The sequence below is a fragment of the Caballeronia eucalypticola genome (genome assembly GCF_047608185.1).
Lineage (GTDB): Bacteria > Pseudomonadota > Gammaproteobacteria > Burkholderiales > Burkholderiaceae > Caballeronia.
Window position 1 is genome coordinate 94,240 of record NZ_JBLKRU010000008.1, and the last position, 23,709, is coordinate 117,948.

General features: G+C 59.4%; 21 protein-coding genes and 1 pseudogene. 13 read left to right on the forward strand and 9 right to left on the reverse strand.

The features are described 5' to 3' along the window. Positions 1-6 precede the first annotated feature (6 nt). The 5 genes from ACMX25_RS11970 to ACMX25_RS11990 all read left to right on the forward strand — a co-directional run bounded on the left by ACMX25_RS11970 (position 7) and on the right by ACMX25_RS11990 (position 4,271). Entirely contained in the window at positions 7-1,371 is a 1,365-nt protein-coding gene (locus tag ACMX25_RS11970; RefSeq protein ID WP_414950104.1) for a GntP family permease, read from the forward strand. Between the two features lie 10 nt (positions 1,372-1,381). Continuing rightward, positions 1,382-1,876 (forward strand): gluconokinase, encoded by a 495-nt coding sequence (locus ACMX25_RS11975; protein ID WP_414950106.1) that lies wholly within the window; start codon positions 1,382-1,384, stop codon positions 1,874-1,876. A 40-nt stretch (positions 1,877-1,916) separates the two neighbouring features. Then, positions 1,917-2,267: an Ig-like domain-containing protein gene (locus ACMX25_RS11980; protein WP_414950108.1), complete on the forward strand. Its 351-nt coding sequence runs from the start codon at positions 1,917-1,919 to the stop codon at positions 2,265-2,267. Between the two features lie 689 nt (positions 2,268-2,956). Next, positions 2,957-3,898 carry an Ig-like domain-containing protein gene (locus ACMX25_RS11985; protein WP_414950110.1) on the forward strand — a complete coding sequence of 314 codons (942 nt, stop codon included), beginning with the start codon at positions 2,957-2,959 and terminating at the stop codon, positions 3,896-3,898. Then, positions 3,882-4,271, forward strand: coding sequence for a hypothetical protein (locus tag ACMX25_RS11990; protein WP_414950112.1), 390 nt, complete (start codon positions 3,882-3,884; stop codon positions 4,269-4,271). Before ACMX25_RS11985 ends, ACMX25_RS11990 begins: the two co-directional genes overlap by 17 nt. A 10-nt stretch (positions 4,272-4,281) precedes the next feature. Here ACMX25_RS11990 and purB read toward each other — a convergent pair whose 3' ends face one another. Continuing rightward, entirely contained in the window at positions 4,282-5,670 is a 1,389-nt protein-coding gene (purB, locus tag ACMX25_RS11995) for an adenylosuccinate lyase (protein WP_414950113.1), read from the reverse strand. Positions 5,671-6,081: 411 nt separating this feature from the next. Here purB and ACMX25_RS12000 point away from each other — a divergent pair, with 411 nt between their 5' ends. Together ACMX25_RS12000 and ACMX25_RS12005 are read left to right on the forward strand one after the other, a co-directional pair. Beyond that, positions 6,082-6,327 carry a FitA-like ribbon-helix-helix domain-containing protein gene (locus tag ACMX25_RS12000; protein ID WP_414950115.1) on the forward strand — a complete coding sequence of 82 codons (246 nt, stop codon included), beginning with the start codon at positions 6,082-6,084 and terminating at the stop codon, positions 6,325-6,327. After that, positions 6,324-6,746 carry a type II toxin-antitoxin system VapC family toxin gene (locus ACMX25_RS12005; RefSeq protein ID WP_414950117.1) on the forward strand — a complete coding sequence of 141 codons (423 nt, stop codon included), beginning with the start codon at positions 6,324-6,326 and terminating at the stop codon, positions 6,744-6,746. The genes ACMX25_RS12000 and ACMX25_RS12005 overlap by 4 nt, the downstream gene beginning before the upstream one ends. A 9-nt stretch (positions 6,747-6,755) precedes the next feature. Here the strand turns inward: ACMX25_RS12005 and murU are convergent, their stop codons facing one another. Further along, positions 6,756-7,472, reverse strand: coding sequence for an N-acetylmuramate alpha-1-phosphate uridylyltransferase MurU (gene murU / locus ACMX25_RS12010; RefSeq protein WP_414950119.1), 717 nt, complete (start codon positions 7,470-7,472; stop codon positions 6,756-6,758). Between the two features lie 8 nt (positions 7,473-7,480). Further along, positions 7,481-8,506 (reverse strand): aminoglycoside phosphotransferase family protein, encoded by a 1,026-nt coding sequence (locus tag ACMX25_RS12015; protein ID WP_414950121.1) that lies wholly within the window; start codon positions 8,504-8,506, stop codon positions 7,481-7,483. Positions 8,507-8,756: 250 nt separating this feature from the next. Here ACMX25_RS12015 and ACMX25_RS12020 point away from each other — a divergent pair, with 250 nt between their 5' ends. The 6 genes and pseudogenes from ACMX25_RS12020 (at position 8,757) to ACMX25_RS12045 (ending at position 17,139) form a co-directional block, all read left to right on the forward strand. After that, entirely contained in the window at positions 8,757-11,135 is a 2,379-nt protein-coding gene (locus tag ACMX25_RS12020) for an LPS-assembly protein LptD (RefSeq protein ID WP_414950123.1), read from the forward strand. A 104-nt stretch (positions 11,136-11,239) separates the two neighbouring features. Next, positions 11,240-12,607, forward strand: a complete 1,368-nt coding sequence (locus ACMX25_RS12025; protein ID WP_414950125.1) for a peptidylprolyl isomerase — start codon at positions 11,240-11,242, stop codon at positions 12,605-12,607. An 11-nt stretch (positions 12,608-12,618) separates the two neighbouring features. Next, positions 12,619-13,614, forward strand: a complete 996-nt coding sequence (gene pdxA / locus ACMX25_RS12030) for a 4-hydroxythreonine-4-phosphate dehydrogenase PdxA (protein WP_414950127.1) — start codon at positions 12,619-12,621, stop codon at positions 13,612-13,614. Between the two features lie 63 nt (positions 13,615-13,677). Further along, positions 13,678-14,490, forward strand: coding sequence for a 16S rRNA (adenine(1518)-N(6)/adenine(1519)-N(6))-dimethyltransferase RsmA (gene rsmA, locus ACMX25_RS12035; protein ID WP_414950129.1), 813 nt, complete (start codon positions 13,678-13,680; stop codon positions 14,488-14,490). 480 nt (positions 14,491-14,970) lie between these two features. Further along, positions 14,971-16,065: pseudogene (locus ACMX25_RS12040) on the forward strand (porin). Positions 16,066-16,194: 129 nt separating this feature from the next. Further along, entirely contained in the window at positions 16,195-17,139 is a 945-nt protein-coding gene (locus ACMX25_RS12045; protein ID WP_414950131.1) for a LysR family transcriptional regulator, read from the forward strand. A 17-nt stretch (positions 17,140-17,156) separates the two neighbouring features. On the opposite strand, the gene ACMX25_RS12050 is transcribed toward ACMX25_RS12045, so the two are convergent. The 6 genes from ACMX25_RS12050 to glyS all read right to left on the reverse strand — a co-directional run bounded on the left by ACMX25_RS12050 (position 17,157) and on the right by glyS (position 23,692). Continuing rightward, complete coding sequence (locus ACMX25_RS12050; protein WP_414950133.1) at positions 17,157-18,116, reverse strand: DMT family transporter; 960 nt, start codon at positions 18,114-18,116, stop codon at positions 17,157-17,159. A gap of 371 nt (positions 18,117-18,487) precedes the next feature. Then, complete coding sequence (gloA, locus tag ACMX25_RS12055; protein WP_299714509.1) at positions 18,488-18,874, reverse strand: lactoylglutathione lyase; 387 nt, start codon at positions 18,872-18,874, stop codon at positions 18,488-18,490. 171 nt (positions 18,875-19,045) lie between these two features. Then, positions 19,046-20,047, reverse strand: a complete 1,002-nt coding sequence (locus tag ACMX25_RS12060) for a M48 family metallopeptidase (RefSeq protein WP_414950135.1) — start codon at positions 20,045-20,047, stop codon at positions 19,046-19,048. Between the two features lie 96 nt (positions 20,048-20,143). Next, complete coding sequence (locus ACMX25_RS12065) at positions 20,144-20,959, reverse strand: lysophospholipid acyltransferase family protein (protein ID WP_414950137.1); 816 nt, start codon at positions 20,957-20,959, stop codon at positions 20,144-20,146. 58 nt (positions 20,960-21,017) lie between these two features. Continuing rightward, positions 21,018-21,581: a D-glycero-beta-D-manno-heptose 1,7-bisphosphate 7-phosphatase gene (gene gmhB, locus ACMX25_RS12070; RefSeq protein WP_414950139.1), complete on the reverse strand. Its 564-nt coding sequence runs from the start codon at positions 21,579-21,581 to the stop codon at positions 21,018-21,020. A gap of 11 nt (positions 21,582-21,592) precedes the next feature. Then, on the reverse strand, positions 21,593-23,692 hold the full coding sequence (glyS, locus tag ACMX25_RS12075; RefSeq protein ID WP_414950141.1) for a glycine--tRNA ligase subunit beta: 2,100 nt from the start codon (positions 23,690-23,692) through the stop codon (positions 21,593-21,595). Positions 23,693-23,709 lie beyond the last annotated feature (17 nt).

The following is a 23,709-nucleotide window of genomic DNA, read 5'->3' on the forward strand; positions in this document are numbered from 1 at the left end:
CGCTACATGGAGCCAGTCCACGGCAGCATGCTGCTGGTGTACGGGGTGATTGCAATTGGGCTGCTGATCCTGCTGATCACGCGCTACAAGGTTTATCCGTTTCTCGTCCTGATCATCGTTTCATTGCTGCTTGGCCTCGCCGCCGGCATGCCAATGGACAAGATCGTGAAGGCCTTCGAAACGGGCAATGGCAATACGCTTGGGCACATAGCGATCGTGGTCGGTCTTGGCACGATGCTCGGCAAGATGATGGCCGAATCGGGCGGAGCCGAAAGAGTCGCTAATACGCTGATTGCGTGGTTCGGCGAAAAACATATTCACTGGGCAATGATGGTCGTGGCGATCATAGTCGGCTTGCCGGTGTTCTTTGAAGTCGGCTTTGTGCTGCTGATTCCGATTGCTTTCAACGTGGCGAAGCGCACGGGCAAGTCGCTGCTGCTGATCGGCTTGCCGATGGTCGCCGGTCTTTCCGTTGTCCACGGGCTGATCCCGCCGCACCCGGCCGCCATGCTCGCCGTGCAGGCGTATCACGCGGATATTGGCCGCACGATCATGTACGGGCTGATCGTCGGCGTGCCGACGGCGATTGTCGCGGGTCCGCTGTTCGCGTTGCTGATCCACAAATACATCAAGCTGCCAGAGCACAATCCGCTCGCGGCGCAGTTCATCGATTCACGCAAGGAAGGTGATCCGCCGCGCGAACTGCCGGGTTTCGGCATCACGTTGTTCACCATTTTGCTGCCCGTGATCTTGATGTTGATTGGCAGCTGGGCGGACCTGATCTCCACGCCGAAAACCTTGCCGAATGATGTGCTGCATTTCATCGGCAATTCGGACGTGGCGTTGCTGATCGCGGTGCTGTTCAGCTTCTGGAGCTTCGGGAAGTCGCGCGGGTTTGATCGCGAGCAGATCCAGAAATTCTGCGGCGAGTCGCTGGCGCCCATTGCAGGGATCACATTGATTGTGGGCGCCGGTGGCGGCTTCGGTAATGTGCTGCGCGAGAGCGGGATTTCGCAGCAGCTGGTAACCGTCGCAACGGCCGCGCATTTATCGCCGCTGTTGCTTGGCTGGTTCGTCGCGGCGCTGATTCGTCTGGCAACCGGTTCCGCGACTGTCGCCATGACCACTGCGTGCGGGATCGTCGCGCCGATCGCATCGGCGGCAGGGGCGAGCGTGAGCCCTGAATTACTGGTGCTGGCAACCGGTTGCGGCTCGCTGATTTTCTCGCACGTGAACGATGGCGGTTTCTGGCTGATCAAGGAATATTTCGGCATGACGGTGGGTCAGACGTTCAAGACCTGGTCACTGTGCGAGACGATCATTTCGGTAATGGGTTTGGGTTTGACCTTCGTGCTAGCGTCGGTCGTGTAAGGAGATTCTGATGATATTGATCGTGATGGGTGTATCCGGCTGTGGCAAGACGACAATTGGCGAAATGCTGGCGCGGCGGCTGAACTGCGATTTCGCCGATGCCGACAGCTTTCACAGCCAGGCTAACAAGGACAAGATGCACAAGGGCATTCCCTTGACGGATGAGGATCGCTGGCCCTGGCTGAATGCGATTCGGGCATCGATAGTGGAAAAGCAGGCGACCGGCACCGTGCATGTGTATGCGTGCTCGGCGTTGAAACGCGTATACCGCGACATTCTCCGCCAGGGCGACAAGGACGTGACCTTCGTTTATTTGAAGGGATCGCCGGAATTGCTGCGCGAACGGATCAAGACGCGCAAGGGCCATTTCTTTGACCCGGCGTTGTTGCAAAGCCAGCTCGATACGCTTGAACCGCCGGGACCTGACGAAGCGATTGAAGCGGACATTGCGTTGTCGCCTGAGCAGCTTGTGGACAAAGTGTTGAAGGAAGTGAAGGATCGTTGACTACGGATACCACGGGTCACTCCGGTGCGGCGGGGGTCCAATGGCCGTCACCGTTGCGTCAGGAGCAGCGCCGGTCAAGCCGGTCATCAACGGCATAACCGACGATCACGGCGTGCCGATTGTCGGTCCGACAAGTGACCCGCATCCGACCATGAGCGGGACGGTTACGCCGGGGGACAAGATCACGATGTACGACGGCGCAACGCCGATCGGCTCGGTCATTATTTGCGGGGACGGCAAGTGGACGGTTCAGCCCGAAAAGGATCTGGGTAGCGGCACGCATGACATCTATGTGCTCGAGACGAGCCCGTCGGGCGTACCGAGCACTCGGGTGCGCATACCGAGTTGCTGGTTCAGCAAGGCGTGCAGATCATCGTGCATTAAGGTGTGAATCCGCTCTCGCTGGTTGAGGAGAGCGGTTGATCAAGAACGCAAGCAGAAAGCCAAGCCGTTACCGGAGTGATCCGTGAACGGCTTTTGTTGCCTTTTGCCGAGTCGAATTCTCATGGCAATCGCGTATTGGAGCGCAAACTGATTACACCGTCCGAGGACTCGCTACGACGCTGCGCCAACAGAAGCAAACGCCGAGATAATTTCTTTACTTGGTCTATAAAGTTTGTCCTCTCGCCCTCAAGCAAAAAATGCAATAAAGCGTTGCACCAATGTGATCGACTCGCGTCATAAACCGAATAGCCTTTCGCGGCATAGGTGAATTTAACCTATATTTTTTGCGATATTCTCAATCATTGATTCGACATCCTGATCTATCAAATATCCCACTGCAAATCACACTACTTTAGTCATGCCATAGGACATATTAGAAGCGTTAGTACTTCTCTACCTAATCAACATTGGAATGTCCCTTCACTCATCCAAACGCTACAAGAAAAAGCCGGGGCGTGAAATGTCGGGTGAAAAAACGCGTCGATTCCTTATCAAAAGGGGATGCAAATAGTGGCGTCTGATACAGATACGCGGGTCCAAGCGGTTATAACGGAAGTAAGCGGCACTGCGCGGCGACAATTGTTCTGTCCGGCGGCCACAGTAGTTGACGCCATACACGGCACAATGGCTGGCGGCATGACCCACAATGAAACACCATTGATTGTGGGTAGGGCCGATCCATTCGCCACCGTCGACGTGTATGACAGCGCCACGTTGCTCGGCGTAGCGGTGGCGAATGGACAAGGCGCATGGCCGCTGCAACTATCGACCCCTCTGTTCGATGGTATTCACGACCTCTCCGCAGTCCAGGCAACGGACTACGGGACAGGCCGCGTCGCGACCTATTTCGCCGTCACGGTGGAAGCGTCCGAACGCGTTCAGGCGACCTTCGAAGAAAGTGTTGCACCTACAGACGCAATTCGCGTATTCGACGCGGCCAGAGAGCCAGGGCAGGCGTATTTCCCTCCAAATTATTTCACCGTGCGATCAACGGAGGCTTCAGCAGAAGTAGAAGCCGGCGCTGCAAAGAACGATCGCAGTGTGCCGCCAGATCCTCCACCGCCGGCGAATGCCGAGGCAGCAATCGACTCGCAAGCGTACGTGAGGCAGGCATTGACGGGTGTAGCAGGGGGAAAGAGTTTTGACACCGTTGCGTTTCTGGGCCATCACCTCGCGCTCGATCTCAACGGTTTCGCGTTTGCGTTGCCAGTCGCATATGCGCCCAACATAGGTGGATTTGATCTCGGCGGCCACCATAACGCGCTCACTCTGTCTCTCGCCGACGTCCTTTCTCTAGGCGGCCACAACCTTTTCGTCGACGATGGCAAACGCCAGGTGATCGTCAACGGCAAGGCGGGTGACTCCGTCGACCTAACCAATTCGCACGTAACTGGCTTATCCGAACGTGCGTGGCAGCAGCATGGAGCGGCGCACGTGGGAGGGGGCACGTATAACGTGGTCGAGCACTCGAGCGCGAACACGGAGTTGCTGGTTCAGCAGGCGTTCACATCGCGCTCCATCACTAAGCAAAGCGCTGACTTCTTACTGAAAGGGACGTCAAATGGCTACTGGCATTAACACTCGCTCCCCGGCGGAGATCACGGAGCTGGAAGGCAGGGCGGATCGCGGCTCGACTTCGAAAATACAGGGAGCCTCGCAGGCGTCGAATAACGCGGGGACTGAAACTGGGCCCTTACCTCACGCTGATCTTGTCTTAACGTTGAGCCCGGCAATGGATGGCGATGCGCAATTGTATGTAAAACATGTGTTGCCGCCCATCGAAGGCGGCAAGGGTTTTGACATGGTCGGTTTTTTGGGCGACCACCTCGTGCCGTCAAAGACGGATTACGACTGGCGTGCCTCGAACCGATCAGGCCGCACGAAATTTCTGTCGGGATCTGAAGCAAAAAAAGCCGCTCCGAAAAACTGGAGCGGCTTTTGCACGGGTTGAAAACAGTGCGTTATTTGATTCGCTGCGCCAGTTCCACGGCTTTACCCACATAGGAATGCGGCGTCATGTCGAGCAGGAGCTTCTTGGCATCGTCGGGAATGGCGAGACCATTGATAAACGTCTGCAACCCTTCCCGCGTAATGCCTTTACCGCGCGTGAGTTCCTTCAGTTGTTCATACGGGTTCTCAATGCCATAACGGCGCATCACCGTCTGGATAGGCTCAGCCAGAACTTCCCAGCAGTTATCCAGATCTTCATTCAAGCGCGCGGCGTTCACTTCAAGCTTGTCCAGCCCGCGAATCAGCGAGTCGTATGAAAGCAGTGAATAGCCGAACGCAACGCCAATGTTACGCAACACGGTTGAATCCGTGAGGTCGCGCTGCCAGCGGGAAATGGGCAATTTATCCGCGAGATGGCGCAGCAGCGCGTTGGCCATTCCCAGATTGCCTTCCGAATTTTCGAAGTCGATAGGATTGACCTTATGCGGCATGGTCGATGACCCAATCTCACCCGCTTTCGTCCGCTGCTTGAAATAGCCTACCGAGATGTAACCCCACACATCGCGGTCGAGATCCAGAAGGATGGTGTTGGCGCGCGAGATGGCATCGAAGAGTTCGGCCATGTAGTCGTGCGGTTCAATCTGGATGGTGTATGGATTGAACGTGAGTTGCAGGCGGTCTTCCACCACGGCTTTCGAGAACGTTTCCCAATCGAATTCCGGATAAGCCGACAAATGCGCATTGAAGTTGCCCACGGCGCCGTTCATCTTTCCAAGGATCGGCACTTCGGCAATCCGCTCGATCGCACCTTGCAACCGCGCTGCCACGTTCGCCATTTCCTTGCCGAGCGTAGTCGGACTTGCCGGCTGACCGTGCGTGCGGGAGAGCATGGGCTGCGCAGCGTTGGCCTGCGCCAGCTTGACCAAACGTTCGTGCACCGAGCGCAGGGCAGGCAGCAACACATGTTCGCGAGCGCCGGCCAGCATCATGCCGTGCGACGTGTTGTTGATATCTTCCGACGTACACGCAAAGTGGATGAACTCGCTGGCTTTTTCGAGTTCCGGCTGCCCTTTCACGGATTCCTTCAGCCAGTACTCGACCGCTTTCACGTCGTGATTCGTGACCTTTTCGATGTCCTTGATCCTGGCGGCATCGTGCGCGGTGAAGCGTGCGGCGAGTTGCAGGAGGCAGTCTTCGGCGGCGTTGGAGAAGCGCGGGATTTCATCGAATCCCGCTTGCGCCAGCGCGATCAGCCAGTGAATTTCCACCTTCACGCGATGCTTCATGAACGCATATTCCGATAGCCACTCGCGCAGCGCCTCGGTTTTGGCGGCGTAGCGGCCATCGAGCGGCGAGAGCGCGGTCAGGGCGAAAAGGGTATCGGGACGGGTATCGGACATGGTGGGGAGCCGCGCAGTGAGACAAAAGGAGTAGCGGATTTTACCATTTGGCCGGGGAGGGGCCGAACGGGGGCGGTCTAGCTGGGATTGTTTGAGAAAGGCATCGCGTAAAAAGCCGTCGCAATTGATCTTCGTGAGCCGCGAACGATTGATTGTGAACCACAATGGTCGCGTTATTTGCGTGAGGGATACAACTTGGCCGTGACACTCAAACTATCGGACGAGCTGATCGAGATTGCAAAGTCGAATTCAGCGGCATTGCATCGTTCGATCGCACAATAATTCGAGCATTGGGCATGGCTCGGAAAGCGAGTTGAAGAAAAATCCCATCCTGGCGCGCACTTCAGTAAGTTGGGCAACGCTTTCAATTCGTGCTAGCATTGCAGTCAATGACAGCAAATCGGGGGGCTAGTGGCAACGCTGACAATTCGCAATCTGGACGATCAAGTGAAGGCGCTGCTTCGTCTAGAAGCGGCCCGGCATGGCCGGTCCATGGAAGAAGAGGTGCGAGTGATCTTACAGAACGCATTGGCGGGTACCGCAAACGTGAACGGTTTTGGCAGCCGTGTTCATCAACGCTTCGCGAGCTTCGCCGACGAGGGCCTGTCGCTACCGGATCGCACGGAACAGCCCCGGGCCGCCGAGTTTCCGGAATGATCATTCTGGACACAAACGTCTTGTCCGAACTCATGCGAGCCGAGCCTGACGAGAACGTAATAGCGTGGCTCGATTCGCAGAATTCGCAGGACCTGCACACTACAGCCATCACTGTTGCGGAGTTGTTATATGGTGTTGCCCGGCTCGCGCACGGCAGACGCAAAACCGCATTGCGCGGCGCGATCGAGTCGATGCTCGACGGAGAACTGGCCGGCAGGGTATTGCCCTTCGATGGTGACTCCGCCCGTTGCTACGCCATGCTCGTAGCTGAACGCGAGGCACATGGCCGGCCAATCAGTTCAGCCGACGCGCAAATTGCCGCTATCTGCCACGCCCGTGATGCAGTGCTCGCTACTCGAAACGGCAAGGACTTCGAGGCGACAGGCATCCCAATCATCGATCCTTGGACGATGGAGTAGTGTTCACGTCTACCTGGCCCGCAACACCCTATCCAACGCCTCCAACTGCGCCGCCGTTCCAACGTTCTCCCATCGCCCTTCAAACAACTCGCCGGTGGCGCGTCCTGCTGCGACCGTCTCCTGGTAATACGGCGTCAATGCGCGCCGAGTGTTGGGAGCGAGATCGCGGAACATGCGCGTATCGTACAAACCGATATTGCCGAACGTGAAGCGCGGCTCGTTATCGAGCGAGAGGGTGCCGTCCTGGCGCAATGCAAAGTCGCCGAGACGATGAAACGGCGGGTTCGGCACCATCACCAGATGCATTGCCGGCGTTGCTTCCAGCGCCATCTCCGCGGCGCGCTCGCGCAAGCTCGCGTAGTCGAACTCGCAAAACACGTCGCCGCTGACTGCTGCGAATACGGTGGGTTCGCCGTTCTCTTCCAGCAGTGGTAAAGCATGCCCAATGCCGCCTGCTGTTTCCAACGCATGCATCTCGGCCGAATATCGCAGTTGAACGCCCCACCTGGAACCATCGCCGAGTTTGGAATGGAACATCCGTCCAAGCCACGCGTGATTGATCACAATCGTCTTGAAACCCGCCGCGGCAAGCCGTTCAATCTGCCAGACGATCAGCGGCTTGCCGCCCGCCAGAAGCAGCGGCTTGGGACACGAGTCCGTCAGCGGACGCATGCGCTCGCCACGCCCGGCGGCGAAAATCATCGCGGTAGTCAACGTGGAGTTCAACGTGGCGCTCAAAACGTATAACCCACGTCAACGGCGCGTCCTTCGAGCGTATCGAGCAACCGCGCAAACGGACGCAACGGCCTGTACCGCTCCGAAACTTTCCGCGCATAGCCAATAAATCGCGGCAAATCGGCCAGATACTGCGGCTTGCCATCGCGATGATAAATCCGCGCAAAAAGCCCCAACACCTTGATATGTCGCTGCAAGCCCATCCATTCAATCTGCCGATAAAACTCGCCGAAATCCGCATTCACGGGCAATCCGGCTTTGCGCGCGTCTTCCCAGTAGTACACGAAGCAATCCAGTTCGAACTCTTCTTCCCAGCTGATGAACGCATCGCGCAGCAACGACGCAATGTCATAACTTAACGGCCCGTACACCGCGTCCTGAAAATCGAGCACGCCGGGATTCGGCTCGCTGACCATCAGGTTTCGCGGCATGAAGTCACGCAGCATGAAAACCTGCGGCTGGGCCAATGCGCTTTCGACCAGAACGTTGAACGTGTCGTCGAGGACCTTGCGTTCGGCCGCCTCCAGTGTATGACCCAGATGCTTCGCCACGAACCACTCCGGCATCAGTTTCATTTCGCGCCTCAGGAACGCTTCATCGAACGAAGGCAACACGCCTTCTCGCGATGTCACCTGGAACTTGATCAACGCGTCAATCGCCGCGCGCATCATCGGCCGGGCGTTCTTTTCATCGAGGACGGAAAGGTAGGTCGTCGTGCCGAGATCGCTCACCAGCATGAAGCCGGCATCGAAATCCGTTTCCAGGATTTGCGGAACATGAACACCCGCGTCACGCAGCAACCCCGCGACCTGCACAAATTCGCGACACTTCTCGGGCGGCGGGGCATCGACGGCAATCAGCGTCTTGCCGGCGTCGCAGTCGGCAACCAGCCGAAAATATCGACGGAAACTGGCGTCGGCAGAAGCGGGAGCAAGCGTTGAAAGATCCAGCCGATACCGCTCGGCCAAGGGTTGCAGCCAGTCGTGAAGCTGGGTAAGGCGAAAATCGGTGTTTGGGGGCGTCATAAATTCGAGGGGTGAAACGTCTTGCCATATAATACCCCACGACTTTTTTAAGCATTCCGTATGCGCCCGGCGCGAAGCCTTTGGCAGGCCTTGAAGGCTGCCGCTGGTCGAGATCACCGCCCGTTTCATCCATCGATCGATTCACTTTCGTTCGCAGCGAACCGACAACTCCGGTGGCGCGAGTCCCGGTGGCTGTGCCCGGGTGCTCTCGTCGAGCGCCGAGCGTGACGCGATTGAACAGCACTCAAACATGCCGCCACGACAGTTTTCCAAAGCAGTTCCATTGCGCGAAGCGCGGCCACGCAGGCGGCGGCTGTTCGCGGCGTTGATCGCCGTGCCAGGCCTCATGCCAGCGCTCGCGCACGCGCAGCTAGCGGGCGCGGCAGCCGACACCCAGCCGCTCGGCGACGCCTGGAGCCTGCGGCTCGCGCCCCAGCTCCAGGAGCGCCCGTTGCAGCAGGGCAGCCAGCCGGCTACGTTTGTCCTCGGCGACCACACCACGGGCACAGCCGACCAGGACATGGCCGCGAAGGGTTCGGCGGAGTTGCGTCGTAACGTCTCGGTGATCAAGTCGGACGCGCTGCATTACGACCAGGACACCGACATGGCCGATGCTTACGGCCATGTCAGGATCTTCAATAACGGCAATACGTTCATCGGCCCGGAAGCGCACTTGAAGGTGGAGGCGAACGAGGGTTACATGACGAACCCGAAGTACCGCTTCAATCTTTCGAACGGCTCGGGCAGCGCGCAGCGCGCGGACCTGATCAACGACGAGCAGACGACGGTCGACCACGGCACCTACACGGCGTGTTCGTGCGAGACCGACCCGGCGTGGTACATCAAGGGCACATCGTTTGACTTCGATACCGGCGCGAACGAAGGCGTCGCGCACAACGGCGTGCTGTTCTTCCAGGGCTTCCCGGTATTCGCGAGTCCGTGGCTGTCGTTCCCGCTGACCGGCGAACGGCGCAGCGGCCTCTTGCCGCCCACGGTGTCGGTGAATTCCACGACCGGTTTTGAAGTGTCGCTGCCGTATTACTTCAATATCGCGCCGAATCGCGACCTGGTGGTCACGCCGCGCATCATGACCCGGCGCGGCGTTCAGATCCAGTCCACGTTCCGGTATTTGTCGCCGACTTATTCGGGCACGATCACCGGCGAATTCCTGCCGCAGGACTTGCAGACGCATACGAACCGCTATGCGATCTACATCCAGCACCAGCAGAACTTTGGTGGCGGTTTCGGCGCGTATATCAACTACAACAAGGTCTCGGACAATCAGTATCCGGAAGACCTGGGTAACGCGTCGAACCAGATCATCAACGGCACGCAGGTCCTGTATCAGCAGGAAGTGGGTGTCACGTACAACAACGGGCCGTGGTCCATTCTCGCGCACGAGCAGCGCTGGCAAGTGTTGCCGCCGGCAACCTCGCCGTATGCCCGCGAACCGCAGTTGAACGTGCTGTACAACAAGTACAACGTTGGCGGCTTCGACTACGGCGCGGAAGCGGATTACACGCGTTTCACGACGACCATCGCGGATTCCACGGAAGGCCAGCGCGTTGTATTTAATCCGTACCTGAGCTACAGCGTCACTGGACCGGGTTATTTCGTCACCCCGAAGGTGCAGTATCACCTGGCGTCGTACGACTTGAACGAGATCGGCAGCGCAGCCAATGGCACGCCACCGAACCAGCCGAAGAACCTGACGGAATCCATTCCTACGGTCAGCTTCGACACCGGCCTCGTGTTCGACCGCTCGGTGCGCATCTTCGGGCAGGATTACATCCAGACGCTGGAACCGCGGCTGTATTACGTGTACACGCCGTACCGCAACCAACAATTCGCGCCTATTTTCGATACCGGCCAGTCTGACTTCAGCCTCGCTGAAATCTACACGCCGAACACGTACGCGGGTAACGACCGTATCGCCGATGCCAACCGTCTCACGGTCGGCCTGACCTCGCGTTTCATCAACCCGGCAACGGGCGACGAACGCGCGCGTTTTGTGATTGCGCAGCAGTATTATTTCCAGCCGCAGCGCGTCACGATCACGGAAGGCCAGCCGCTCGACCAGGCGAAACACTCCGACCTGATCCTGGGCGCGTCCTTCAAGCTGGGCGCTGGTTTTTCACAGGAAACCGCGTTCCAATATAATGCCGATAACAACCAGCTGGTGCGTTCGAGCATTGGTTTCGGGTATAGCCCCGCCGCGCGCGAAGTCATCAATATTGGGTATAGATACACGCGGGCGAACGAGACCACGCTGTCCACCTCGCCGATCAACCAGATTCTGGTTTCTGCACAATGGCCATTATCGCGACACATTTATAGCGTCGCCCGGGTGAACTACGATCTGGCAGGCCATCGTCTCGTCGACGGGCTGCTGGGCTTCCAGTACGATGCCGACTGCTGGACGCTGGGCGTGGGCTTGCAGCGTTACGCAAACGGTATCACTAGCACCGGAAGTAACACTGCCGGGACGCGTATTCTTGCTCAAATGACGTTCAAGGGCTTGTCGAACGTCGATAATGGCTTGACCGCGGCGTTCCGCGCCGGCGTCAACGGTTACACGCCGCCACCGCCTCCGCCCGCACCGCTCGCGCGTTACACGAATTACGAATGAGCGTGGGTCGTGAGTGCGGAATGGGCGGCGGTACGCCGCAGGTAATAGTGCACAAGCAATAGGGCCGGTCACCGGCCGCAATCGATGGAGTATCTGTGTCAAACATGAACAAGTTGAAGTGCGCAATGGTCGCGGCAGGTGTTTTCGCGGCAGCTTTACTGGCCGGCCCGGTGGCGCACGCTCAGGCGCTGGCGCCCATCAAGGCGGGCGGCGCACAGATTGCGGATTCGGTCGTGGCCATTGTGAACAATGACGTCATTACGGAACGTGAACTCGCCGACCGCACGGGTCTGATCGTGCGCCGCCTGCAACAGCAGAACGCGCCGGTTCCCCCGGCGGATCAGCTGCAACGCCAGGTGCTCGACCAGATGGTGGTCGAGCGCATTCAGTTGCAGAAGGCGAAGGAAGACAACATCACCATTGACGACGCCACCGTGCAACGCACGCTCGAGCGTCTCGCGCAGCAAAACAACATGACGCTCGACGTGTACCGCGCGCGCATTGAAGCGCAAGGGGTGCCCTGGACGACGTTCCAACGCGATGCCCGCACCGAGCTGACGCTATCGAAATTGCGTGAGAAAGAGGTGGACAGCAAGATCACGGTGTCGGACGGCGAAGTGGCCAACTACGTGGCCAGCCAGCGTGGACCGGGCGCGCGCGGGTCCAACGACCTGCATCTCCAGCACATCATGTTCAAGGTGCCGGAGAACGCAACGCAGGCTGACATTGCCGCTATCCAGGCGAAGGCCGAAGGCGTGCTGAAAGATGCGCAAAGCGGATCGGACTTCACCAAGCTCGCCAAGAACAATTCGCAAGATACCGATGCACCCAAGGGCGGCGATCTCGGTTTCCGCACGCAGGCTTCGCTGCCGGCTGACATTGTGAGCGCGGTTGCCAGTCTCCGTCCGAACGAAGTGAACCCCCAACTGATTCGCACCGCCGGCGGTTTCGAGATCATCAAGCTGGTGGAACGCCGCGTAGGCCAGGGCCAGGCTGCTGATGCACCGAAACTCGTGCAAACCCACGTTCGCCACATCCTGCTGCGCGTAGCCGACGGCGTGTCCGAGGCGGCCGCGCGTCAAAAGCTGCTCGATATCCGCAGCGACGTTGCGAAGGGCGGCGATTTCGCCAACTTCGCGCGGACGTATTCGCAGGATGGTTCGGCGTCGCAGGGCGGCGATCTCGGCTGGATCAGCCCGGGTGAAACCGTGCCGGAATTCGAGCGCGCGATGAACAACCTGCAAGACGGCCAAGTCAGCGAGCCGGTGCGCAGCGAGTACGGTTATCACTTGATTCAGGTACTGGGACGCCGCGATGCGGAAGGTTCGGTACAGCAGCAACTGGACACGGCACGTCAGGCGATCGGTCAGCGCAAGGCGGAGCAAGCGTACTCTGACTGGCTGCGTGAACTGCGCGACACCGCTTACGTGCAGTACAAGGGTGTTGCAGCTCAGCAAGCGATGAACCAGTAAGGCTTGGCGAGATGAAAGCAGCAAGCCAGCCGCCAGTGTCCTCATTGTCTATCGCCATTACCACCGGGGAACCGGCGGGGGTGGGGCCTGAATTGACGGTGGCGGCGCTGGCTGAGGCGGCTGAGCGCTGGCCGTCGGTGCGGTTCACCGTACTTGGCGACCGTGAGCTGATGGCCGAGCGGGCGGGTTCATCGTCGTGGCTTTCCAAAGGCGCGGACATCGAGATCGAGCATCACGCGCTTGGTGCGCCCGTCACAGCAGGCACGCTGAACGCCGCCAACGGGCGTTACGTGCTCGGTCTGCTCGATACAGCCATAGACGGCGCAGTCAGCGGTCGGTTCGACGCAATAGTCACCGCGCCGCTGCAGAAAAGCACCATCAACGACGCCGGCGTTCCGTTCAGCGGCCACACCGAATATCTCGCTGAACGCACCCATACGCCGCGCGTCGTCATGATGCTCGCGGGCATGGGCGAACGGCCGCTGCGCGTCGCGCTCGCTACGACGCATCTGCCGCTGAAAGATGTGTCGGCGGCGTTGACGGTGGATGGCATTGTCGAGACGCTGAGCATTATCGATCGTGATCTGAAAGCGCTGTTCGGGCTGCAAAAACCGCGCATCCTGGTGACCGGACTGAACCCGCACGCGGGCGAAAATGGTTATCTGGGCCGTGAGGAAATCGATGTCATCACGCCCGCGCTGCTGCAAGCGCGCGCGCTGGGGATCGATGCTCCCGGTCCCTATCCGGCGGATACGCTGTTCCAGCCGCGTTATCTCAAAGACGCCGATTGCGTGCTCGCGATGTTCCACGACCAGGGGCTGCCGGTCCTGAAATTCGCGACGTTCGGCGAAGGCATCAACGTCACGCTCGGGCTGCCGATCATCCGTACCTCTGTCGATCACGGCACCGCGCTCGATCTGGCCGGCACCGGCCGCGCTGATCCGGGCAGCCTGATCGTTGCTATCGATACAGCCGTTGCCATGGCGCGCCATCGTCGCGCGGCCTGATTGCGCGCCGCCTGATTGCTTTTGCGTCCTTTCTTTCCATTGCGGTTTTAATCGGCTTCTCCGATGTCCATCAAGCACCAGGGCCACTTCGCGCGCAAGCGCTTCGGGCAGAACTTCCTCGTCGATCAAGGCGTGATCGATTCGATCGTGGACACCATCGCGCCCAAACGCGGCGAACGCATGGTCGAAATCGGGCCGGGGCTCGCCGCGCTCACCGCGCCGTTGATCGAACGGCTTTCCACGCCGGAGTCGCCGTTGCATGCGGTGGAGTTGGATCGCGACCTGATCGGGCGGCTTGAGAAGCGGTTTGGCAACCTGCTGGCACTGCATGCCGGCGATGCCCTCGCGTTCGACTTCGGTTCGCTCGCGCTGGAAGGTGACAAGCCGTCGCTGCGGATTGTCGGGAACCTGCCGTACAACATTTCCAGTCCACTGCTGTTTCACTTGACCGCGTTCGCGCCGAAGGTCATCGATCAGCATTTCATGCTGCAGGATGAAGTGGTCGACCGGATGATCGCCGAGCCGGGCAACAAGGACTTTGGCCGCCTGACGGTGATGCTGCAGTATCGGTATGCCATCGATAAACTCATCGATGTTCCGCCTGAATCGTTCAACCCGCCGCCGAAGGTGAATTCGGCGATCGTGCGGATGATTCCCTTTGGGCCAAGCGAATTGCCCGATGTGGATGAAAAGGTGCTCGGCGAAGTGGTGCTCGCGGCGTTCTCGCAACGGCGCAAGATGATGCGCAATACATTGGGTGTGTATCGCGATCGGGTGGATTTCGATGCACTTGGGTTTGACCTTTCCCGGCGCGCGGAAGAAGTACCCGTGGCCGAGTTCGTGAAATTGGCTCAGGTGGTCAAGGCGGCACAGTAGCCGATTTTTAGGCCGCTGGCGGGTTTGGATGGCGCGCGTCTCAGTCAGGGCGAGGCGTGCCGCACCGACCGCGCCAGGGCGGTTCTATCAGGCCGCGATCGCACCTGCTTCCGTTGATCTCACCTTTTCTATCTCACTATTCCGGGTTCGCTTCGGCGAATCACGCGACATCTCTTCCAAGTCTCTTTCCTCGTTGCCTCCATGCGGTTCCTGCATTCTTTCGATGCAAGGAATGCACTGGAGTTAATTCCTTCGTTAGTCTCAAATTGGCAGCGCAACCGCGCAGCAGACTCTCATAAGGGGGCGTCCGCTTCAGCGGCATGACGCGGGTGCATCGGAGACGGACAACGGCTTCTTTGATTCGTGGCGATACAGGCAAATGCAGGCAGGGCCTGATCGTCGCATTACGAGATCACGAGGAGACGTATGAACAGGTCGGGACAACTTAGGAAAATTGGCAGTTTACAAAAATGGTGCAAGGTGAGTTACGCATTGCTGCCCGCCGCGTTCGCCAGCGAAATGAGCTACGCGCAATCCAGCGTGACGCTTTACGGTGTTGCCGACACAAGCTTGCGTTATCTGTCCAATGCGGACACGCAAGGTAACGGCCGTTTCCTGATGGGGCCCGGCGGCATGAGCGAGAGCCGCTGGGGCGTCAAGGGCGTTGAAGACCTGGGCGGCGGTTGGTCCACTACCTTCTAGCTTGAAAACCGCTTTTTCCTGAACACCGGCCAGAGCGATCCCACCATGCCGTTTTTCAACGAAGCGCAAATCGGGCTGCGGTCATCGACGTATGGAGAGGTTGTGTTAGGCCGTCAGTACAACGTGATGATCGAAGGCATCACCATGGGCGGGTACTCCAGCAATCCCTGGATTCCCTACGACTTCAACTTCCAGCCCGAAGTCACCATGACCGGGGGCATCTGGAGCAGTAACCAGATCCAGTATCACGGCAAGTACAAGGACTTCCGCATTTCGACCGCGTATTCGTTCAGCGGCAACGCCGGCCATATGGCCTACGGCAGCCAGTACGGCGTGGCCGCAGCCTACGCGCCCGCGAACGGTCCAGTCACGATCGGCGGCGCGTTTAAACAGACAAAGGACTCGATCAACGGTAGCGGGGCAAAGGCGTGGACCATCGGCGGTTCGTACACGTGGGACAAGACGCGTTTCGCGCTCGGTTATATCGTCAACCAGAACGACAAGGGATTCTCCACCTTCGCCAACGGACCGTTCGCCGCGCCAGGACTCGCCGCGCTGAAATGGTCCGACTTCAAGAAGCGCAGGATGATTCTCGGCGGCGTTACACAGCAAGCCGGCGCGTGGCACTTCGCCGGGAACGTGTGGCGCACGCTGCAAGCCGGCAAGACGCAACCACGGGACGGCTCGGCTTGGCAATTTCAACTGGTCGCCGACTACGACCTGTCCAAGCGCACGGACGTGTACCTGGAAGCCGACTATTCGCTCTATAGAGCCGATCTGATCGGCTCGCAGTTGCAAGGGGTCAATGCGGTCAGCCTCGCGCAGAAAAGCACGCAGCTTGGCGTGATGGCCGGGATTCGGCATAAGTTCTGAAGCAAGAGCGGCGTATCCGACGGGATATCGCCGCTCTTTTCTGAACGCTCGGCGCAGCGGCCGTGGAAGATGGGATAACCTACCGGCTTCCAGGCCGGCAATTAATCATTTAGGGTTCCGTTTTAAATCATGCATGAGATCAATTCGCGGCGCCTCGCGCATCTGGTGGCACTCGCGGAGGAGGGCAGATTCGCGCGTGCGGCGGAGCGGGTTCATCTGAGTCAGCCCGCGCTCAGCCGGAGTATCCAGGCGCTGGAAGATGAGTTCGATATCAAGCTCTTCGATCGCGCGGCACGCGGTGTAGCGACAACCGCCGCCGGCCGGATGCTGGTCGAGCGCGCGCGGCGAGTGCTGTTCGAAACACGTTGTCTTTTCCGCGATGTCGAGCTGATCCGGTCCGACGCGTTGGGCGAGGTGAAGATCGGCCTCGGACCTTATGCCGCCGCTATTCTGTTTCCGGATCTGCTCGTCGAATTTGCGCGGCGGTTTCCCGCCATCAAAGTATCGGTTCAAATAGATGAGGCCAGCGTGCTGATGCAAAACCTGCGCGCGGAGGCGGCTGATTTCGTGGTGGTGGATCGTCGTGAAATGCCTGCTGCGCCCGATGTCACCACTCACCGCCTGATCAGCCACGACGGCGGCTGGTTCGTGCGCCCGGATCATCCGTTGCTCGCACGCGCTACGGTGCCGCTGGCGGCGTTAAAGGATTATCCGATGGTGTCAGTGCCGCTGTCCGCATTCATGGAAGATGCGTTGCGCCGGTTGTTGAAATTTCGCGCGCACGAAGCCGTTCCCGTGCAGTTGAAATGTAACGATATCGCCGTGCTGAAGGACGTGGTCGCGCGATCGGATGCCGTGATGTTTTGCACGGCTTCAGTGTTACAACGCGATCCTGATGGCCGGCGCCTCATGCGCGTGCCGATTATTCACTCGCGCAAACTGGGGCTGCAGTTTGCGCTTGTTTGTCTTGCTGACCGGACGCAATCGGCAGCTGCTGACGCGGCGCTCGTCCTTGCCGGGCAGGTCATGAACGATGCCAGCCGCGCGGCACAAGTAGCGGGACGTACGCGATAGCCCGCGCGCTCAAGCGCTCATGTGCGCCGACGTCCTGCGGGTGCATTGACCAGCGCAATGCCCGTCACAACAAGCGCCGATGCAACCATGAAACGCGTTGTCAGCGATTCCCCCAGCAGCAAGACACCGAACGCGACACCAAAGATGGGTGTGAGAAACGAGAACACCGATAGCCTCGACGCCATGTAGCGTGTGAGCAGCCAGAACCACGTGAGATAGCTCAGGAACGCGACCACGATTGCCTGATAGGCAAGGCTGGCGACGGCTGTCAGCGTGATGGTGCTCACGTGTGTTTGGCCGAGCGCGAAGGCGAGCGCGAATAAAACTATTGCCGATACCCCAAGTTGATAGAACAGCGTCTTGCTGGCGCTTGCACGCGCGAGCGGCGATGCACGGATGACGACGGTGGTCGCCGCCCAGAACACGCCGCCGAGTACGCCGAGGGCGTCGCCGGCGGTGCCTTGCCATGTCGATGCACTGCCGGACGCGGTGCCCGATGCGCTGCTCGTGGCCGCGTGCAGGAAGCCATCGGCGAAAGCGAGTGCGATACCGCCGAACGCCAGCGCTATCCCCACCCATTGCACCCGCTTGAGCTTTTCTCCCGCGACGAACCAGTGCAGGCCAAGCGCCATGAAGCACGGTGCGGTGTAGAGAAAGACGACCATGCGCGTGGCGCTGGTCAACGTCAGCCCCAGGAAAATGCACACGAACTCGCCGCCAAACAGCACGCCGGCGAGCAGGCCGGACGCGAGGGTATTGTCGCTGCGAAACAGCGCGATGCCGCGTGATCGCGTCCATATCCAGACGAGGACGGTTGCTATGGTTGAACGGATGCCGGCCTGGAGCATCGGGGGAAACGATGCGTTTGCACCCTTGATGGCGACCTGCTGGAAACCCCACACCGCGCATAGCGCGATCATTAGCAGAATGGCGGTGGAGTCGGGCGCGCGACGCACAGGCAGGGCAGTGGTGCTCATCGATTATTGTGTTTGTGTTTGCGTTTTGACCGGTTGCTGAGTCAAGTCTCTGGCGCATTCTGCCATTGATGGCGTGGGGATGTCATGCGTAGTTGGGGCGTGTGGCGTTGGACTTGCCGACGTTTGGGCCGCCGCCCGTGATGTCGAGGGATTGAACTTGGTGTGTTGTGCGTCGCACGATAATGGTGAACCGCAGACCTTTATTAATCACGAATAGATCGTACTGGTGATTGCCGATAAATCAGGATATCTGATGATATTTCGCGCAAGGTCAGCATTGAGCGGAAATGAATGAGGCTCCTGAAGGAGCGTCATTCAAAGAGTTCGGAGACAACCAGCCATCGCTGGCCATCCGTTGCCCCCGAACCGCTTCAGGCATGCTTTTCGATCAATTCGACCTTGTATCCATCCGGATCTTCAACAAACGCGATCACCGTCGTTCCGCCTTTCACTGGACCGGCTTCGCGCGAGACCTTGCCGCCGGCTTCGCGGATGCGATCGCACGCTGCCGCCGCATTGTCCACTTCCAGCGCGATGTGGCCATATGCCGAACCGAGATCGTACTTATCGACGCCCCAGTTGTAAGTCAGTTCAAGCACGCTGTTTTCGCTTTCATCGCCGTAACCGACGAACGCCAGCGTGTATTTGTACTCGGTGTTTTCGCTTTGACGCAGCACTTTCATGCCGAGGATACGTGTGTAGAAATCGATGGATCGCTGCAAATCTCCGACTCGCAGCATGGTATGAAGAAGTCGCATGATGGGGTTCCTGTGGGGAATGTCGATGGAACGGATGGTCCGATTTACCGTGTCTTTTAACGTGCCTCAATGCACACCGCGCACGATGAAAACGGCCACATCGAAAATTGTACCGCTCGTAGCAAACGCTCGCAGCGCTCTGCTCGGCGCCATTTCCGTGCTGGCAAAGCGTTAAAGCAGCGGCAGCAATTCGGGCGGATGATGCTTGAGTGTATGCCGCGCTTCGCGGAAGTCCGGGAAAATGGATTCGACCGTGGCCCAGAAGCGCGCGCTGTGATTCATCTCCCGAAGGTGCGCGAGTTCGTGCGCGACCACGTAGTCGATCACATGGACGGGGAAATGAATCAGCCGCCAGTTGAGGCGAATCTTGCCTTCGCTGGAGCAACTGCCCCAGCGCGTAGAGGCGGATGACAACGCATAGGCCCTGAACTCCACGCCTAGTTTGGCCGCATACACCGGCAACCGCTCGCCAAACACCTGCAGCGCCTGAGCATGGAGCCAGCGTTGCACACGCTCGCGAATGACCTGCCCATCTGCCAGCGCGGGAAGGCCGAGCCACAGCACGCCGGTTTCTGTATCGAACGCCGGTTGCGTAGCGCTCTTGCCGGTTGTGCCCGGTGCGGCGGTCATCATGACGGTGACGTTTTGTCCAAGGTACGGAAGCTGCGCGCCATCCTTCCATTCAATCCGCGGCACCGCGCGTTGCTCCACGCGCGTTTGCCATTCGGTCAGCTTCTTGAGGATCCACTTTTCCTTCTCGGCAATCGCGCTTTCTATTGCGCCGATTGTTACCCAGCGCGGTGCGGTAATCGCGAGGCCAGTGCCATCGATAGTGAAGCCAATCGTCCGGCGCGATGAACGTTTCAAACGGTAATCGAGCATCTGCGAACCGAGCATGAGTTGCCGGTAGCGCGAACCATCGGGCGCAATGGGCGTACGTGAAGGCGGCGCGGACGGGCGTGCCGTTTCGGTTGTATCGGTCGGCGTGATGTCGCCACGCAATGTTGCGGGCATGGCGGGAGGCGATGCGACGGGCGCGGCAGACGTGCCCGACATAGCAGGCGAGGGTGCCACACTCGACAGCCTTGGCTCACTGGGAAAGTTGAGCGGCAGGTCGAGTTGCGGGTTGTCGAGCGCGGCAGCGGGACGCTGTCGCGAGGGGGTCTTCTGCATCGGCTCAGCTTGGCGCACGCGGCGCAGGAATGACGGAAAGGACAACACTAACGATAGAAACGAACGTAATGAACCTGACGATAACGACATCCGGATCTACAGGCCGGTAGCCGCGCCCTGAGACTTGGAGTCGGAGGCAGACGCGGAGTCAGCGCCGGAATCAGACCCAGCGATGAAACGATCGGCGGGACCGTACGAGTCCGGATCAATTCGACGCATTTCCGTTTCGATCCAGCGCTCCACGCGCAGATTGACTTCTTCCGGCGTGAGGCCTGTCGTGTCGATCGGACGACCGATTGACATTGTGACTATACCCGCATATTTGAGAAACGATTTCCGCGGCCATACGTGTCCGGCGTTGTGGGCAATCGGCACGACCGGCGCGCCCGCCGCGCACGCGAAGCGCGCACCGCCTGACTTGTACTTGCCTTGCTTGCCCACGCTTGTGCGCGTGCCTTCAGGAAACATGATGACCCACGCTCCCTCGGCCATGCGCTCGCGCCCTTGCCGCGCCACCGATGCAAATGCATCCTTGCCCTGACGCCGGTCGATATGAACCATCTTCAGCATGCCCATGGTCCAGCCGAAGAACGGCACGAACAGCAACTCACGCTTGAACACATAGCAGAGCGGCCGCGGCATTAACGCGGGGAATGCCAGCGTTTCCCAAGCCGATTGGTGCTTCGACAACAACACGGCGGGACCATCGGGCAGATTCTCCATGCCTTCAATCTGATAGCGGATGTTGTTCAGGTAGCGCATCACCACGATGCACGACTTGCACCAGTACGCCGCCATCCAATAACGCTTTTCAGCGCGCATGAACGGGAACACGAGGAAGCAAGCGCACGCGTACGGCACCGTATAAACGACGAAAAAAACCATCAGCAACAGCGAACGAATGAAGCGCATCGGCTTGAATAAGTCTTATGTGATGTGACGAAAAAAACCCGCCGACAGATCGGCCGGGTCAGTCGTGATGTGCGGCGAGGAAGTCGAGCGCGAAGGTGCGCAGGTCGTTGTGTACCTTCGTATTTGCCGGCAGATGGCCCGCTGCCAGCGTTTTATGCCCCTTGCCGGTCAGCACCAGATGCAGCTCGAAGCCGAGCGCCGCGCCCGCTTGCAGGTCGCGCAGCGAGTCGCCGACCATGGGCGTATCAGCCGGATCGATCTCGAAGCGCTCCACAATCTGCTGCAACATGCCGGGCTTCGGCTTGCGGCACTCGCACTCGTCTTCCTGTGTGTGCGGGCAGAAAAACACCGCGTCAATGCGGCCGCCTACCGCCGCTGCCGCCCGGTTCATCTTTTCGTGCATTGCGTTGAGCGCGGCCATGTCGAACAGACCACGGCCTATGCCCGATTGATTCGATGCAATTGCCACGCGGTAGCCGGCCTGGTTCAAACGCGCGATCGCTTCGAGGCTGCCGGGGATGGCAACCCATTCGTCGGGCGACTTGATGAATGCGTCGGAGTCGACGTTGATCACGCCGTCCCGATCGAGTATCACCAGTTTCTTGTTTGCGTTGGTCGGCATGGTGTGGCGCATCAGGCGGCAAGCTTCGAAATGTCCGCGACGCAATTCATCTGCTGATGCAGTGCGCCGAGAAGAGCCAGGCGGTTGTTACGTAACGCCGGATCTTCCGCGTTCACCATCACGTCGTTGAAGAAAGTATCCACGGCATCGCGCAGCGCGGACAGCGCCGACAGCGCTTCCGTGTAATTGCGTTCGGCCAGTTGCGTTTGCACGCGCGGCGCAACTTGTTCGAGCTGAGCGTACAACGCCTTTTCGGCGGCTTCCTGAAGCAAAGCTGGCTGCACGCTCGCCGGCACGCTTTCCGCCGACTTCTTCAGGATATTCGAAATACGCTTGTTCGCCGCGGCAAGCGACGCGGCTTCCGGCAACGACGCGAATTCGCGCACGGCGTCCAGACGCGCGACGATGTCGTCCAGGCGCGTGGGGTTCAGGCTCAGCACGGCGTCGATTTCAATTGCGTTGAAACCGCGTTCACGCAGCACGCCGCGCAGCCGGTCCATGAAAAACGCGTAGATGGCGTCGGTTGAATCAACCACGTACGGCATGTCGGCGAATTGCTTGTACGCAATACGCAGCAAGTCGAACAAGTCGATGGCAAGGCGCTTTTCCAGCAGGATGCGCAACACACCGAGTGCGTGACGACGCAGCGCGAACGGATCTTTCTCGCCGGTTGGCTGCAAGCCAATGCCCCAGATGCCGACGAGCGTTTCCAGTTTGTCGGCCAACGCGACGGCGCTGCTTACGCCGGTGGCGGGGGTTTCATCGCCGGAGAAACGCGGCTGATAATGTTCCGAACACGCGAGCGCGACTTCCTCCGGCTCACCATCGTGGCGCGCGTAGTACGTGCCCATGGTCCCTTGCAATTCGGGAAACTCACCGACCATGTCAGTGATCAGGTCAGCCTTCGCGAGCAGGGCGGCGCGCTTCGTGACGGCCACATCCACGCCGATCATGGGCGCGATTTCGCCAGCTAGCGCTTCGAGTCGCTGCACGCGCTGCAATTGCGAGCCGAGCTTGTTGTGATACACCACGTTCGCGAGCAGCGGCACGCGGTCGGCAAGGCGTTTCTTCTTGTCCTGCTCGAAGAAAAACTTCGCGTCGGCCAGACGCGGGCGGATCACGCGCTCGTTACCTTCGACAATATCGCCGGGCGTTTGCGTCTCGATGTTCGACACGATCAGAAAGCGCGAACGCAGCTTGCCGTGCTCGTCAGTCAGCGCGAAATACTTCTGGTTCGTCTGCATGGTGAGGATCAGGCATTCCTGCGGCACTTGCAGGAACGATTCGTCGAAACGGCACTGATACACGACCGGCCATTCGACCAGCGCATTCACTTCGTCGAGCAACGATTCAGGCATGACCACGCGGTCTTCGCCTGCGAACGCCAGCAATTGCGTACGGATGGATTCGCGTCGATCCTCGAAATTCGCGACGACCCTGCCCTTCGAACGCAGCGTCTCGGCGTAGTCGTCGGCGTGTGTGATCGGAACAAACCCTTCCGACATGAACCGATGCCCCAGCGTGGTGTCGCCGGAGTCGATACCAAGCGCGCTCACCGGCACAATGTCGCGGCCATGCAGCGCGATCAGCCCATGCACCGGCCGCACGAATTGCACGCTGGTGCCGTCGGGACGTTGATACGTCATGACCTTCGGAATGGGCAACTTGCCGAGCGTTTCTTGCAGAGCGATCTGCAGGCCGTCGGCAAGCGTTGCGCCGGGCGCCGCGTAGCGCAGGAAGAATGCTTCGGCCTTGCCGTCTTGCGCGCGTTCGAGATCGCTAATGGCGAAGTCGGGGAAGCCCAGCGCCGCGAGTTTCTTCGCGAGCGGCGCGGTGGGCAGGCCGTCTTTGTCCAATGCGACGGAAACAGGAAGCACCTTCTCTCGCACTTGCCGTTGCGGTGCGACTGCGCGCACGTTCTTGATGAGCACGGCGAGACGTCGCGGCGTGGCGTATTTTTCGAAACTCGCTTCGCCGTCAATCAGGTCGCGCGCGGCAAGCCGCTGCACGATGCCTTCGGCAAACGAGGTGCCCAGGCGCGCGAGCGCTTTCGGCGGAAGTTCTTCGGTCCGCAGCTCGACGAGCAGCGATGCAAGATTGGTTTCTGTCATTGTTATGTCGTGCTCTG

Bases quoted from the DNA above. Each gene is read 5' to 3' on its own strand.
- gloA (WP_299714509.1), bottom strand. From the start codon at position 18,874: ATGCGACTTCTTCATACCATGCTGCGAGTCGGAGATTTGCAGCGATCC.
- ACMX25_RS12015 (WP_414950121.1), bottom strand. From the start codon at position 8,506: ATGACGCCCCCAAACACCGATTTTCGCCTTACCCAGCTTCACGACTGG.
- ACMX25_RS11975 (WP_414950106.1), top strand. From the start codon at position 1,382: ATGATATTGATCGTGATGGGTGTATCCGGCTGTGGCAAGACGACAATT.
- ACMX25_RS12025 (WP_414950125.1), top strand. From the start codon at position 11,240: ATGAACAAGTTGAAGTGCGCAATGGTCGCGGCAGGTGTTTTCGCGGCA.
- ACMX25_RS12020 (WP_414950123.1), top strand. From the start codon at position 8,757: ATGCCGCCACGACAGTTTTCCAAAGCAGTTCCATTGCGCGAAGCGCGG.
- ACMX25_RS12045 (WP_414950131.1), top strand. From the start codon at position 16,195: ATGCATGAGATCAATTCGCGGCGCCTCGCGCATCTGGTGGCACTCGCG.
- pdxA (WP_414950127.1), top strand. From the start codon at position 12,619: ATGAAAGCAGCAAGCCAGCCGCCAGTGTCCTCATTGTCTATCGCCATT.
- gmhB (WP_414950139.1), bottom strand. From the start codon at position 21,581: ATGCCGACCAACGCAAACAAGAAACTGGTGATACTCGATCGGGACGGC.
- ACMX25_RS11990 (WP_414950112.1), top strand. From the start codon at position 3,882: ATGGCTACTGGCATTAACACTCGCTCCCCGGCGGAGATCACGGAGCTG.
- ACMX25_RS11985 (WP_414950110.1), top strand. From the start codon at position 2,957: ATGACCCACAATGAAACACCATTGATTGTGGGTAGGGCCGATCCATTC.
- purB (WP_414950113.1), bottom strand. From the start codon at position 5,670: ATGTCCGATACCCGTCCCGATACCCTTTTCGCCCTGACCGCGCTCTCG.
- ACMX25_RS12065 (WP_414950137.1), bottom strand. From the start codon at position 20,959: ATGCGCTTCATTCGTTCGCTGTTGCTGATGGTTTTTTTCGTCGTTTAT.
- glyS (WP_414950141.1), bottom strand. From the start codon at position 23,692: ATGACAGAAACCAATCTTGCATCGCTGCTCGTCGAGCTGCGGACCGAA.
- rsmA (WP_414950129.1), top strand. From the start codon at position 13,678: ATGTCCATCAAGCACCAGGGCCACTTCGCGCGCAAGCGCTTCGGGCAG.
- ACMX25_RS11970 (WP_414950104.1), top strand. From the start codon at position 7: ATGGAGCCAGTCCACGGCAGCATGCTGCTGGTGTACGGGGTGATTGCA.
- ACMX25_RS11980 (WP_414950108.1), top strand. From the start codon at position 1,917: ATGGCCGTCACCGTTGCGTCAGGAGCAGCGCCGGTCAAGCCGGTCATC.
- ACMX25_RS12060 (WP_414950135.1), bottom strand. From the start codon at position 20,047: ATGCAGAAGACCCCCTCGCGACAGCGTCCCGCTGCCGCGCTCGACAAC.
- ACMX25_RS12050 (WP_414950133.1), bottom strand. From the start codon at position 18,116: ATGAGCACCACTGCCCTGCCTGTGCGTCGCGCGCCCGACTCCACCGCC.
- ACMX25_RS12005 (WP_414950117.1), top strand. From the start codon at position 6,324: ATGATCATTCTGGACACAAACGTCTTGTCCGAACTCATGCGAGCCGAG.